Here is a 13,679-nt window from a genome sequence, read left to right as displayed (position 1 = left end):
GGAGCAGCACCCTTGGAGACAGTTAAGCCAACAGAACCGTCTGATTCATAAGCTTTCTTGCCTTCAAACTGAGCCTTCCATTTTGGATTGTCGACTTCACCACCCAGCCCTGGAGTTTCACCGTGCTCGTAAAAGCCCAGACCCACAACAGTATTCAGGTCAGAACCTCCCAAAGCCAGGAAACCGTACAAAGTGGACCATAGACCGTAACCTTTAACAGGCAGAATAACGGTTTGGACGCCTTCGTCGTTTTCAACCAGATAGACCTTGGTTACATCCACACGACGCTTGATCTTGGCAACATCTTCTTCGCCAGACAGCGAGGTAGAGCGATCCGGATTTTTGGAAGCTTTACGCTGATCGTATTTATCGGCACCTTCGGTAACTTCGGTAAAAGTCCCGGTATCCATATCGACCAACTTAACGGTGATCTGCTCAAACTGCTCAGGAACACTCTTCCCAGCCTCCAACAAACCGGCAGCAGCCAGAATGTTGCGGTTGAAGTCGAGCTTTTTATTCGCCTGCTGAGCGGGCTTAAGCATGACCGCTGCGGTCGAAACCACAATTGAACATACAATACAAAGCGCCAATGCAACGCCAATTGTTCTTCCCGTAGAGTCTTTATTAGCCACGTGACAACCTCCGCTTAATGTTCGACTGAACGACGAAATGGTCAATCAAAGGAGCAAACAGGTTAGCAAACAGAATTGCCAGCATCATGCCTTCCGGGAAAGCAGGGTTTACCACACGAATAATTACCACCATAAATCCTATAAGACCACCAAACCACCACTTGCCCATGTTGGTCATGGAAGCCGATACGGGGTCTGTCGCCATGAAGATCATGCCGAAGGCGAAACCACCAATCACCAGATGCCAGTGCCAGGGCATTGCCATCATTGGGTTGCTGGTCGGGTCACCGATGAAGTTAAACAGCATCGAAGTCAGGATCATACCGGCCATAACACCCAGGATGATGCGCAAGGATGCAATCTTCATAGCGACCAGTACCACACCACCAATCAGGATAGCCAGAGTGGAGACTTCACCAATAGAACCTTGCATGTGACCGAAGAAAGCGTCTATCCAGGTCAACTGCCCTTGCAAAGCGTCCATACCTTGAGACGCTGCAACAGAAAGCGCCGTTGCACCGGTATAACCATCAACCGCTGTCCACACCGCATCGCCAGACATCTCCGCCGGATAAGCAAAGAACAGGAAAGCACGACCAGCAAGAGCCGGGTTGAGGAAGTTTTTACCCGTACCACCAAACACTTCTTTAGCGATAACAACACCGAAGCTGATACCCAGCGCCACCTGCCATAAAGGCACATCTGGCGGGCAAATCAGCGCAAACAGCACTGAAGTCACAAAGAAACCTTCGTTAACTTCATGGCCACGCTTCATGGCAAACAGAACTTCCCAAAAACCACCTACGATAAACGTGGTTGCATAAATAGGAAGGAAATATAAAGCACCGTGCCAGATATTCTGCAGCCAGCTATTAGGATCGAACCCAAGCACAAACATGTCACGCCAGTTGCCAATTTGAGTCAGACCCATATCAGCCATAATGGTGTTGGCTTGCCAGCCAACGTTGTACATGCCATAAAACATCGCAGGGAAAGTACAAACCCACACGGTGATCATGATGCGTTTCAGGTCGATACCGTCACGAACGTGAGCGGTGGACTTGGTCACTTCATTCGGACGATACAGACCGGTATCAATGGCCTCATACAATGCGTAGAAGTTTTCGTATTTACCACCCTTGTGAAAGTGCGGCTCAATATTGTCGAGAAAAGTACGTAAACCCATAGCTTAACCCTCCTTCTCAATGCGAGTGAGGTTGTTACGCAGGATGGGACCATACTCATATTTGCCTGGGCAAACGAAAGTACACAAAGCCAAATCCTCTTCATCCAACTCCAGGCAGCCCAGTTTCTGAGCCATATCGGTATCCCCTACGATCAGGGAACGCAGCAACTGAGTTGGCAAAATGTCCAACGGCATGATGCGCTCATAGGCACCAACAGGCACCATGGCACGTTCACTACCATTCGTGGTGGTGTTGAAATCGTATTTTTTGCCAGCAAACAAGCTGGAAATGTAGATGCTCAAACTGGAGAAGTTGTTAAAACCAGCTCGCAAGTAATGCAGGAATGGACGATCACGCCCCTCTTCCAGAACAGTAATCTGTTGGTGATAACGACCCAGGAAAGCGAATGGACCAGCCGCTGTACGACCGCCAAACACAGAACCTGTAATCACACGGTTGTCACCGCCTTTAAGCTGACCTGCTGTCAGCTCATCCAGGCTTGCACCTACACGAGTGCGCACCAGACGTGGCTGCTCAACCTGAGGACCTGCCAGAGAAATGACACGCTCAGTCGGCAATTTACCCGTGGTGAACAGTTGACCGATGGCAATCACATCCTGATAACCAATAGTCCAAACCGTTTTGGTTGCACTTACTGGGTCCAGGTGGTGGATATGAGTACCCACATTACCCGCAGGGTGAACTCCAGCAAACTCCTGAGATTCCACACGGCTATTATTGCCAGTCAGAACATCAGAACCCTTCTCTTTGCACACGTAGACCTTGCCAGCCGTCAATTTTGACAGCAACGCCAAACCTTGAACAAAATCGTCACGCTTCTCACGAATAATCAACTCAGGCTTGGCAGCCAGAGGATTAGTGTCAATAGCAGTAACAAAGATTGAATTAGGTGTGCTGCCCGGTGCAGGTACTTTGCTGTATGGACGAGTGCGCAAGGCAGTCCACAAACCGGAAGTTATCAGATTCTCTTGAACCTGCTCTTCAGTTAACGACGCCAACTGATCAGCAGAGTACTGATTGAAACTCTCAGCCTCATCACCTTCCACGTCAATCACGACAGACTGCAATACACGTTGCGCACCACGATTAATGGCGGCAACCGTACCGGCGGCTGGCGCTGTATAGCGCACACCTTCAGTCTTTTTATCAGTAAACAATAACTGCCCAAGCTTCACCTTGTCGCCGACCTGAACGGCCATAGTGGGCTTCATACCATGGTAATCAGCACCAATAACGGCGACAGAGCGGATCTGCGGACCATCCACGATGGCCTGCTCGGGAGCTCCGGATATGGGTAAATCCAATCCCCGACGGATATTAATCATACGTCTCTGCCTAATCACTTGTTGAATAAGTGTGGGCTGCGCGGATGCGCGACCTAATATTTTTCTTCAGATGGTACATCAATCACGAAAAGATCAAAGAAACCGCACTTTTAGCATCCATTCCGGATAAAAAATCGCCAAAATAGCCACTTCTAGTGTAGACGAAGTCGATTAAAATGCACCCAACTGACTGAGGACTCAGCAATAAACGCCAGTAACAAAGGCTGACTGCTGTCTAAGCACAGACTTACCCCTCCAGATCCGCCTGTGCCATGAGCAACTCTATAAGTTAGTCGCTAATCAACCACTAACCATTTAAAAGTACTGCTCAATGGAGATGCCCCAATTAAACCGCCGCAATTATAAAGACGACAGCCCCTTGTGACCAGAGTGAACTCAAAGATATGGCCATTTTCTGCAGAAAAACCACTGCATTCTCAAGATCTTAGCCATTTCACAAGGAAACACTCACGACCCCGAACAAAAAACAACCAACACAAAAAAGCCGCTGTGATCAACAGCGGCTTTTTTGTCAAAGCGTATTAGAGCTCAGAGAGCCTAACTTCGCACAAACTTACTCCTGAGGATAGCGAGCGTAGTTCACGCCACACATATCTTCGAGACAACGGAGAACCTGACAGCTGTAACCAAACTCGTTGTCATACCAGCAGTACAGCACAGCACTGGTGCCATCAACAATAGTGGCGCGAGCATCAAAAACACAAGCGTGTCGGGAGCCCACAAAGTCACTGGATACAACTTCCGGAGAGTTGGTGAAATCGATTTGCTGCTGCAGGCTTGAATGCAGTGCTGTCTCACGCATGTAGTTATTCAACTCTTCTGCAGTGGTTTCTTTGCCCAGCTGCAAGTTCAGAATCGCCATGGAGACATTCGGAGTAGGAACACGGATCGCATTACCCGTCAGCTTGCCTTTCAATTCTGGCAACGCCTTGGATACCGCTTTTGCAGCACCGGTTTCAGTGATAACCATGTTCAAAGGTGCAGAACGGCCACGACGCTCGCCTTTGTGGTAATTATCGATCAGGTTCTGGTCATTGGTGTACGCGTGAACAGTCTCTACGTGACCGTGATTCACTCCGTATTCGTCCATCATCGCCTTCAATACCGGCGTAATGGCGTTAGTGGTACAGGATGCAGCCGACAAAATGCTGTCTTCCGGGGTGATATCGCTGTTGTTAATACCGTAAACGATGTTCTTGATGTCACCTTTACCAGGCGCTGTCAAAATCACCTTGGAAGCCCCATTACACTCCAGATGCTGCCCGAGGCCCGCTTCATCACGCCACACACCGGTGTTATCCACGATAATAGCGTTATTGATGCCGTAGTCGTTGTAGTCGATCTCGGACGGTGAATTGGCGTAGATCACCTTAACTTCGTTACCGTTCAGGACCAGAGTGCTGTTTTCTTCATCAACACGAATGGTGCCTTTAAATGAACCGTGGACAGAGTCGCGACGCAGCAGGCTGGCACGCTTCACCAAGTCATCTTCTGCCTTGCCCTTACGCACCACAATGGCCTTCAGACGCAGAACATCACCACTGCCAGCTTTTTCAACCAACAAACGGGCAACAAGACGGCCAATACGACCAAACCCGTACAGAACAACATCCTGAGGCTCAGGCAAAGGTTTGTTGTCGCTGTCTACAGCACCAGCCACTTCAGCGGCAACAAAGTCAGCAACATTCGCGTCGCCACCTTCTTTCATGTACTTAACGGCAATTTTACCCAGATCGATATGAGCAGGCCCCAGATTCAGCTTGGCCAGCTCTTGAAGAATTGGGTAGGTTTCAAATTCGGACAACTCGTTGGCTTCAATCTGACGGACACGACGGTGCGCCTTCATCAGATCAATCACTGAGCGATTTACCAATGTACGGCCATACATATAGATGCCGACATTGCGCTCACGATTAAGCTTACCGATTACAGGAATCATCGCCTCGGCGAGTGCTTCACGCTCTTTCCAATCCTTGAAATAGTCATCTGGCTTAGGTCGGTTCACGAGTTGTCACCTTAAAAGTCATATTGGGAGTATTCGGACACGGCGTCATTTCTGCCACATCCAACCTATAAAGGGAGCGCTATTATCGTGATTAGATACAGGCGGCGCAAGCTTCTGGGGGAAATCTAAGTAAGTTACAGGTTATGCCCTACCCGCTTACAGCAAAAGTTAATTGAGTTAACATTTTCGCAGCAAAAGCAGGTCAATTCGCCTGTGTTCGACTGTTTTCAAAGGGGAATGAAAGTCATGCTTACCAGACTGTGAGCAACAGTATTGACGGCACGCTGGGTTTTGCCGGCAATCACCATCGATAGCGCGTCCTGATGCGCAATCAGCTTACCAAACAAGCGCTCAAAACTGAGATTGAAAGACTCACTGGAGAAACTGTCAGTCAAGATTAAAGGACGACCCATCGAATCTTCTCGAGTTCTTAGCAACCAGACCATCACTTCAATATTTCTGGCGCTGTTGTACAGACTCTGCTGATCCAGACTGTCAAGCCAGTAAAACTCTTGCTTATGACCATAAGCCTCACTGAGCATACTGGTGAGCCCCACCATAAGAGCAAACACGCGGTCTCCGGCAAAGTCGTTTTCAAAAGCCAGGCGCATTGCGTTGATACCAGACAATCCCCTCAGCTCCGGTGACTTTCGGGTACCCACAGAGTACGCCAGCACTGAATTCCAGCGGCTCTCAATGGTTTCGCCCGGCTTACGTCTCAACTGATTCGGATTACGCAGGTAAAGCTTGGTGTTGAGCTGCTGCAACAACTGCTTGGTCTGACGTCGATGAATATCGGCCACCAGATCCACATCCGATTTCGCCAGGCTTTTCACATTCAATCCGGATGAGCTGGTCGAGCACCCCGCCATGAAAGGCGACAGAAACATGAGCAGTAAGCACACCACACACCCTGACCTCATAAACCGCGGCATTCTATCCCTCCAGCCATTAACTTCCTGTTCTTATACTGTGCCTTGAAGTGCGCAGGCGGTCACTTAAAACTCTGCGCATCCATCCGCTTTCTTATCAACTTTTATTAAGGCTAACCACCAGCCTCTGAGACTAACATCCCCAGTAATCAAGAAACCACAACGACAACTTTCACTAAGGATAGGCTATCTTTGATATTGCGTGCCATCAAACAGCGTTACAAAAGCCCTTCAAACCTCGCTACAATAGCGCCGCAGTTTTATCTCAGAGCCTACTTAATCTTAGAGCCTACTCATCCTAGAACCTATAGCACCTATGACCCTACAATCCCCCCTAACGCCACAACTAAACACAAAACCCGGTAACAAACAGTTTTGGGGGAATCTGCGTGGCAGTAGCCGATCATTAGCGCTGTGTCAGGCAGCCCAACAACACCAAAGCCTGACATTGGTTGTCACACGTGATACCGAAACCGCCAGACGCATTGAAAGCGAGCTAAAGTTCTTTCGCGGGCCAGACAACAATCTACCGGTTCTTCATCTACCCGACTGGGAAACACTGCCCTACGACAACTTCTCCCCGCATCAGGATATTATTTCCGAACGGTTACAGACCCTTTACCAACTGCCGCAGACGGATAAAGGTATTCTGGTGGTACCCGTCAGCACCTTGATGCACCGTCTTCCTCCGTCGTCGTTCTTGCATGCCAACAGCCTGATGGTGAAGCCCGGCCAGCGATTTGCCATTGATCCCATGCGGCGGCAGCTGGAAAACGCAGGCTACCACTGCGTCGACACTGTCTATGAACACGGTGAATTTGCGGTACGCGGAGCGCTCGTGGACATCTTCCCGATGGGCTGCAAGACGCCATTCCGAATCGATCTGTTTGACGATGAAGTCGAAACACTACGCACCTTCGATCCGGAAACCCAGCGTTCGATCGATCAGGTTGATGCCATCGAGCTGCTGCCCGCTAAAGAGTACCCCCTCGACAAAGCGGGCATTTCCCATTTCCGTGACAGCTGGCACCAACGCTTTGACGTTGACCACAAAGCCTGCCCGATTTATCAAGACATCAGCGCAGGCATCAGTCCAGCGGGCATTGAGTACTATCTGCCCCTCTTTTTTGATGTGTGCAGCACTCTTTTTGACTATTTGCCTCAAAACAGTCAGGTATTTCTGTACGAAGAAATTGATCAAGCTACCGAACAGTTCTGGCGTGAGCTTAGCAGTCGCTACGAAAGCCGCAGCGGCGACATTGAGCGCCCTATACTCAAGCCCAACGAAATGTTTCTCTCCGCAGGGGAAATTTTTGGTTATCTAAACACTTATCCCCGCACGACCCTAACCACTCAGATGCTGGAACCCGGTGCAGGAAAGCACAACTTTTCCTGTGAGCCATCACCCGAGGTCACCGTCAATTCGCGCTCAGATCACCCGCTTGATCGTATCGAGCACTTTCTTTCTGATACCGCCAAACGGGTCCTTTTTTCCGCAGAGTCCGCTGGACGCAAAGAAAGCCTGATCGACCTGCTGAAACGGATTGATGTGGCTCCAGCCAACACTGCCAGCTGGGCCGAATTTATCGATAGCGATGAAACAATTGCCATCACCACAGCACCTCTAGATCTGGGGCTGAGCCTGCCCGACCCTAACGTCATCCTGATCACTGAGTCCGAACTGCTCGGAGAGCGTGTGCAGCAACGCCGGCGCCGCAAACAGCAGCAGGATCAGGGGGAAATGGCGATCCGCAACCTCACTGAGTTGCGCGTGGGAGCTCCCGTTGTGCATATCGATCACGGTGTGGGCCGCTACCTCGGTATGGAAACCATCGAAACCGACGGCCAAACGAACGAATTTCTCACCCTTAAATACGCGAACGACGCCAAACTCTATGTTCCCGTGGCCAGCCTCAATCTGATCAGTCGCTATTCCGGTGCAGACGATGAACTGGCGCCCCTGCACAGACTGGGGAGCGAGCAATGGCAAAAGGCCAAGAAGAAAGCCGCTGAGCAGGTTCGTGACGCCGCCGCTGAACTGTTGGACATCTACGCCCGCCGGGCTGCTCGCAAGGGTTTTGCTTTTGAGGATCCGAAAGACGCCTACGAACGCTTTGCCAGTGGTTTCCCCTTTGAAGAAACCCTCGACCAGCAGACGGCCATTGAATCGGTTCACCGGGACATGATTTCCAAGCAACCTATGGATCGGTTGGTATGCGGGGATGTCGGCTTCGGCAAAACCGAAGTGGCTATGCGGGCGGCCTTCATTGCAGCCCACAGCGGCAAGCAAGTCGCCATTCTGGTGCCCACCACGCTGTTGGCACAACAGCATTTTGAAAACTTCCGCGATCGCTTTGCCGACTGGCCTATGCAAATCGACTTGATTTCCCGTTTCCGCTCAGGAAAAGAAATCGACGGTGTTCAGCAGCGTTTAGCCGACGGCAAAATTGATATCATCATCGGCACCCACAAGCTGTTGCAATCAGACCTCAATTACAAAAATCTGGGGCTGTTGATTATCGACGAGGAACACCGCTTCGGGGTACGGCAAAAAGAAAAACTGAAATCCCTGCGCTCTGAAGTCGACATCCTGACGTTGACTGCCACCCCTATACCCAGAACCCTGAATATGGCCATGTCGGGCATTCGGGATCTTTCTATTATCGCCACTCCGCCAGCTAAACGACTGTCGGTCAAAACCTTTGTTCGTCAGAGTGACTCCAATCTGGTGAAAGAAGCCGTATTGCGGGAAATACTGCGCGGCGGCCAGGTGTATTACCTGCATAACGAAGTCAAAGACATCGAGAAAACCGCTCGCGAACTGGAAGAGTTGATCCCTGAAGCTCGCGTAGCCATTGGCCACGGTCAAATGCGCGAGCGTCAGCTCGAACAGGTCATGTCCGACTTTTATCACAAGCGTTTTAATGTGCTCGTATGCACCACCATCATTGAAACCGGTATCGATGTCCCTAACGCCAACACCATCATCATTGACCGGTCTGACAAGTTCGGCCTCGCCCAGCTGCATCAACTGCGCGGCCGGGTTGGTCGGTCTCACCACCAGGCCTATGCCTACTTGCTGACACCGCACCCCAAGAGCATGACCACAGATGCCCAGAAGCGGCTGGAAGCCATCGCTCAAACCACCGATCTGGGCGCGGGTTTCACTCTTGCGACTCACGATCTGGAAATCCGTGGCGCCGGTGAATTATTGGGAGACGAACAGAGTGGCCAGATGCAGGCAGTCGGCTTTACCCTCTACATGGAAATGCTCGATCGTGCCGTCAAAGCTATCAAAGAAGGTAAAACGCCTAACATAGATGAAGCTCTGGATACTGGCATCGATATCAATCTGCGGATTCCGGCACTTATCCCTGACGATTACTTGCCTGATGTACACACACGACTCATGATGTATAAACGCATAGCCAATGCTGAAAACGATGACGCTTTGCGGGAGCTTCAGGTCGAAATGATTGATCGTTTTGGTCTTCTGCCGGAGCAGAGTAAAAATCTGTTCCGCATCAGCAGCCTAAAACTCAAAGCCCAACAACTGGGGATTAAGAAACTGGAAGCCGGAGCCCAAGGCGGGCGCATTGAATTTGCTCCCGTGACACAAGTTGATCCTTTAACTATTGTCAAAATGGTGCAAACCCAACCACAGAAATATCGTCTGGAAGGTGCCAATCATTTAAAGTTCAGCCTTGATATGGATAATAACGACAGCCGAATCCAGCGAGTCACTGAATTATTACAACAACTAAGCGCCGCTTGATCACACACTATCGAGATTAAAACTGCATGCTGAACATCCGACGTACACGTAACAAGCTCACTCGCGTTATCGGTCTCAGTTTACTGGGTGGAACAGGTCTCTTGAGTCTGGCGGGACAAACCGCGATGGCTCAAGACAGCCAAGCAACCACTCAACGCTGGTATCAGGTAGAGGTCATCCTGTTCACCCAAGACGAGACACTGGATGACGAGACTTGGCGCAACGATGTAGCCCTCACCTACCCCTCCCGCTGGATGGAGCTTAAAAACCCGGAGGCAGCATCTGAAGTTGCTACGGATGAATACGGCGAGCCTGTTGAAGCCCCCAAACGGCCAGACATCAATCGCGATCCGTTTTACATACTTCCAGATAATTTACGGGAGCTTAATCGCCAGGCGGATGCGCTGAAATACTCAAAATCACAGAGACTGCTGTTTCACGAAGCCTGGAGACAGCCGGTTAAGTCTCCAAATATTGCCCCAGCCATTATAATTGCTGCGGGCGAAAGCTATGGCGATCACCGTGAACTGGAAGGCAGCTTTAGCCTCAGCGTTTCCCGGTATCTCCACGTCAATACCAATTTGTGGCTAACGGATTTCACCCGCAACACTGATCAGGCATCCGGCAAAGACGAGCACCAAAATGGTTATTGGCCAGAACTCCCCACACGCCCCTCACAGAGGCGCAATCGCCCCAGTCAAACCAGCACGTCTTACGAATCCGCCCAGAGCAGCTCGACTAATTTGACCGAAGATTATGATTTAAGCTCCGGCGGCTCAGCTTGGGATTCCGGAAGCACAGCATGGAACTCCGGTACCGGAGGAACAGCATGGGACAGAAATCAACAGACCAGCAATGAATACAACTTCAGCGCCAGCAAAGCTTTTCGGCCAACAAATATCAGTGTGTTCAGACAGAATCGCCGGATGCGAAGTGGAGAGGTCCATTATATCGATCACCCCAAACTGGGTATGGTTATCCTCGTAACGCCTTATGACGTGCCCGTTCCTGGTAACACTGAATCAAGCACCGCTGAAGCCAGTAATTCAGAACCCAGCGTCGAAACACAAGGATCTTCAGCCGAAGCTGAGCCGAGCTCCGATCAAACATTAAATTGATAACACCCTGATAAAACTGAAAAACGCCGGCATGCCGGCGTTTTTTTAGATTCGTTGCGGCCTTAGCTCACACAACTGACATTTTCTGCCTGCAAGCCTTTATCGCCTTCCAGTATGTCGAATTCCACAGATTGGCCTTCAGCCAGGGAACGGTAACCTTCACCCTCGATGTTACGGTAATGAACGAAAACGTCATCGCTGCTTTCACCACGAGTAATAAAACCGTAACCACGAGCATTGTTAAACCACTTCACTGTGCCAACTTCACGAGTTGCCATACTTTTCCACCTCATTATTTTTATAAGATATTCTAAATCTAAGCCCACTAAACCCCGGCTATAATTGCCAGTTTGGGAGCTCTACACCCTATCATCGTCATCCTTCTAGCACTTTAGCTACTGAATAACGACAACAGCCGATAAATCACAACCTCTCTAAAGGGTTCCCTCTCCCCTCAGACCATGAAGGGTTCAGGCAACAGCAGTACCCCATACCGCTGTTTATGACCATCAAGCTGCCCTATTTTTAAGTTAATTTTCCACAAGTGTCCAGTAAAACGCCCAAAAAATGTATTTTCATCCCCCAGTAACCACCGACAACGTACAAATGTCCCGATTAGGGGCAATAATGAGCCCAGAAGAGTCTGGTTAGATCGAGTGAATAATCATCCTGAAGCCATTAATCGTTGCAAGGCCGCCACCAATATAGCTCGGACATTATTCATACCCAGCGCCACCACCTCACCGATTTCCTCCATCGATATCGGGCTGTCAGAGAGACCAGCTCCCCAATTCACCACGGCACAAATGCTGGCGTACTGTATTTGAGCTTCTCTGGCCAAGCAGGCTTCCGGCATACCCGTCATTCCCACCAGGTCACAACCGTCCTTGATTAGGCGGCGTACCTCGGCGGCTGTTTCCAATCTTGGCCCCTGTGTACAGCCATAGACACCACCATCTTCACAGGCCAGACTGCAAGAGTCGGCCGCCTGCAATATAACGTCACGAACGATAGGATCGTAGGGATCAGTAAAATCGATGTGATCCAACGGACCAACAACACCATCATAGAAAGACGATTCGCGGGCCACGGTATAATCAATCACCTGATCCGGAACAACCAGGGTATGCGGCCCCATAGACGGCGCCAAACCGCCAACAGCATTCACAGCGATGATATGGGTGACTCCCAAAGAAGCTAGAGCCGCAATATTTGCTCGATAATTGATTTTGTGTGGTGCTAGCGAGTGATCCGATCCGTGACGAGCCAGAAAGAAGAAACGGTTACCATCATAGACCCCCTCTTTTATGGGCCCGGATACTTCACCGTAGGGTGTTTCGGGGTGATGCACCGCAGACCACTGCACATCGGCAAATTCGCTCAGCCCGGTACCCCCAATCATGGCGACGCAAATCTCTCCGGATTCACGTCGATCTGGCCTGATACCACCTAATTCTTCCGCAACTTCAACACCCATGATGAACTACTCGACTACCGGTGAGCTGGCGGAATCCACGCGCTCACCAGAAACGTTTTGATCCATAGGGTTTTTCACAGTAACACCGTCAGGAAGATGCAACGTTGACGTTGGGAAAGCACATTCGGCACCACAGGACTCGATGATATCCAGGACTCCCAGCAAGACATCTTGCTTGATTTCATGGAAATGGACCCAGTTGGTCGTCTTGGTAAAGGTGTAGATGAAGAAGTCCAGAGAAGAGGAAGCAAATCGGTTGAAATTCACAATCAGTGTTTGATTGGTATCGATCTCAGAGTGGTTTTTCAAAAAGTCTGTTACTTTTTCGATAATTTCCGGCATCAAGTGAGCGTCAGAATAACGTATACCAATGGTCTCATTGATACGGCGGTTGCTCATCCTCGAGGGGTTTTCGATGGCGATATGGGTAAAGGTTGAGTTGGGCACATACAGGGGGCGCTTATCAAAAGTACGGATACGCGTCACCCGCCAACCGATATCCTCAACTGTGCCTTCAATTTCTTGATCTGGCGATCGGATCCAGTCACCCACACTGAAAGGTCGATCCAGGTAGACCATTAATCCACCAAAAAAGTTGGCCAACAGATCTTTAGCGGCAAAACCGACAGCCACACCGCCAATACCACCAAACGCGAGAACCCCCGAAATGCTATACCCCAAGGACTGCATCAACACTAAAACCGCGGTGATGATAACGGACATACGCAACAACTTGCCTATCGCACGTACCGTCGTCTCGTCCATGGGTTTTTCTGAATACTGGGGATCCATGAAGTTTTCTTCGGCGCGCCGAATCAGCAACACCAAAAACCAGGTCAGCAGAACTACGACACCGATCCTGCGCACAGGCTCAATGATTTGTATCAGCTCATTGTCAGACGCTTTCGCGGCCACTTGAGCCGCCATGGACAACCCCACCAGCCAAACCACCCAATGAAAAGGTCTTCGAGCAGCCCCAAGCAAGGCATCGTCCCACAGATTGTGGGTCTGCTCCGCTTTGAGCACCAGTCGATCAAGCACAATTTTAACAACCAGCGCTGCAACCAGGGTTGCCAGGACAATGGCAAAAACCTGCACAATCCAGTAGTTCCCCCGGCCAACCCAATCCATAAACTGGGCAGTCCAGCCAGCAAACTGAGCAGTGGTATCAGACATTCAAGGTGTT

Annotated in this window: 10 protein-coding genes; 2 read left to right on the top strand and 8 right to left on the bottom strand. The window is 50.3% G+C overall.

Annotation, left to right across the window (positions count from 1 at the left end; translation table 11 throughout):
• The 5 genes from ACTG33_RS05445 to ACTG33_RS05425 all read right to left on the bottom strand — a co-directional run.
• The coding region (locus ACTG33_RS05445) for a Na(+)-translocating NADH-quinone reductase subunit C (protein WP_439134181.1) at positions 1 to 632 on the bottom strand (632 nt) is incomplete at its 3' end.
• On the bottom strand, positions 625 to 1,818 hold the full coding sequence (locus ACTG33_RS05440; RefSeq protein ID WP_439134180.1) for an NADH:ubiquinone reductase (Na(+)-transporting) subunit B: 1,194 nt from the start codon (positions 1,816 to 1,818) through the stop codon (positions 625 to 627). The genes ACTG33_RS05440 and ACTG33_RS05445, both read right to left, overlap by 8 nt.
• A 3-nt stretch (positions 1,819 to 1,821) precedes the next feature.
• The gene (locus tag ACTG33_RS05435; RefSeq protein WP_439134179.1) at positions 1,822 to 3,165 is read right to left on the bottom strand and encodes a Na(+)-translocating NADH-quinone reductase subunit A; all 1,344 of its coding nucleotides are present in this window, start codon (positions 3,163 to 3,165) and stop codon (positions 1,822 to 1,824) included.
• A 574-nt stretch (positions 3,166 to 3,739) separates the two neighbouring features.
• Entirely contained in the window at positions 3,740 to 5,191 is a 1,452-nt protein-coding gene (locus tag ACTG33_RS05430) for a glyceraldehyde-3-phosphate dehydrogenase (RefSeq protein WP_439134178.1), read from the bottom strand.
• A 227-nt stretch (positions 5,192 to 5,418) separates the two neighbouring features.
• Entirely contained in the window at positions 5,419 to 6,096 is a 678-nt protein-coding gene (locus ACTG33_RS05425; RefSeq protein ID WP_439134177.1) for a hypothetical protein, read from the bottom strand.
• A 343-nt stretch (positions 6,097 to 6,439) separates the two neighbouring features.
• Between ACTG33_RS05425 and mfd the strand changes: the two genes are divergently transcribed.
• Both mfd and ACTG33_RS05415 read left to right on the top strand, forming a co-directional pair.
• Positions 6,440 to 9,898 carry a transcription-repair coupling factor gene (gene mfd, locus ACTG33_RS05420; protein WP_439134176.1) on the top strand — a complete coding sequence of 1,153 codons (3,459 nt, stop codon included), beginning with the start codon at positions 6,440 to 6,442 and terminating at the stop codon, positions 9,896 to 9,898.
• A gap of 26 nt (positions 9,899 to 9,924) precedes the next feature.
• Positions 9,925 to 11,016 (top strand): CsiV family protein, encoded by a 1,092-nt coding sequence (locus ACTG33_RS05415; RefSeq protein WP_439134175.1) that lies wholly within the window; start codon positions 9,925 to 9,927, stop codon positions 11,014 to 11,016.
• Positions 11,017 to 11,078: 62 nt separating this feature from the next.
• Here the strand turns inward: ACTG33_RS05415 and ACTG33_RS05410 are convergent, their stop codons facing one another.
• The 3 genes from ACTG33_RS05410 to ACTG33_RS05400 form a co-directional block, all read right to left on the bottom strand.
• Positions 11,079 to 11,294, bottom strand: a complete 216-nt coding sequence (locus tag ACTG33_RS05410) for a cold-shock protein (protein ID WP_439134174.1) — start codon at positions 11,292 to 11,294, stop codon at positions 11,079 to 11,081.
• A 386-nt stretch (positions 11,295 to 11,680) separates the two neighbouring features.
• Positions 11,681 to 12,493, bottom strand: coding sequence for an S-methyl-5'-thioinosine phosphorylase (locus ACTG33_RS05405; protein ID WP_439134173.1), 813 nt, complete (start codon positions 12,491 to 12,493; stop codon positions 11,681 to 11,683).
• A 6-nt stretch (positions 12,494 to 12,499) separates the two neighbouring features.
• Entirely contained in the window at positions 12,500 to 13,669 is a 1,170-nt protein-coding gene (locus ACTG33_RS05400) for a mechanosensitive ion channel family protein (RefSeq protein WP_439134172.1), read from the bottom strand.
• Positions 13,670 to 13,679: the final 10 nt, after the last annotated feature.

This window comes from Pseudomaricurvus sp., from assembly GCF_965662505.1.
In the GTDB taxonomy this organism is placed as follows: Bacteria; Pseudomonadota; Gammaproteobacteria; order Pseudomonadales; family Cellvibrionaceae; genus Pseudomaricurvus.
Note: the sequence above shows the minus strand (reverse complement) of the source record. Positions and strands in the feature narration are given on the sequence as shown.

Excerpts from the sequence above, each read along its gene's own strand:
- ACTG33_RS05440 (WP_439134180.1), bottom strand. The coding sequence starts at position 1,818 with ATGGGTTTACGTACTTTTCTCGACAATATTGAGCCGCACTTTCACAAG.
- ACTG33_RS05435 (WP_439134179.1), bottom strand. The coding sequence starts at position 3,165 with ATGATTAATATCCGTCGGGGATTGGATTTACCCATATCCGGAGCTCCC.
- mfd (WP_439134176.1), top strand. The coding sequence starts at position 6,440 with ATGACCCTACAATCCCCCCTAACGCCACAACTAAACACAAAACCCGGT.
- ACTG33_RS05415 (WP_439134175.1), top strand. The coding sequence starts at position 9,925 with ATGCTGAACATCCGACGTACACGTAACAAGCTCACTCGCGTTATCGGT.
- ACTG33_RS05410 (WP_439134174.1), bottom strand. The coding sequence starts at position 11,294 with ATGGCAACTCGTGAAGTTGGCACAGTGAAGTGGTTTAACAATGCTCGT.
- ACTG33_RS05405 (WP_439134173.1), bottom strand. The coding sequence starts at position 12,493 with ATGGGTGTTGAAGTTGCGGAAGAATTAGGTGGTATCAGGCCAGATCGA.
- ACTG33_RS05400 (WP_439134172.1), bottom strand. The coding sequence starts at position 13,669 with ATGTCTGATACCACTGCTCAGTTTGCTGGCTGGACTGCCCAGTTTATG.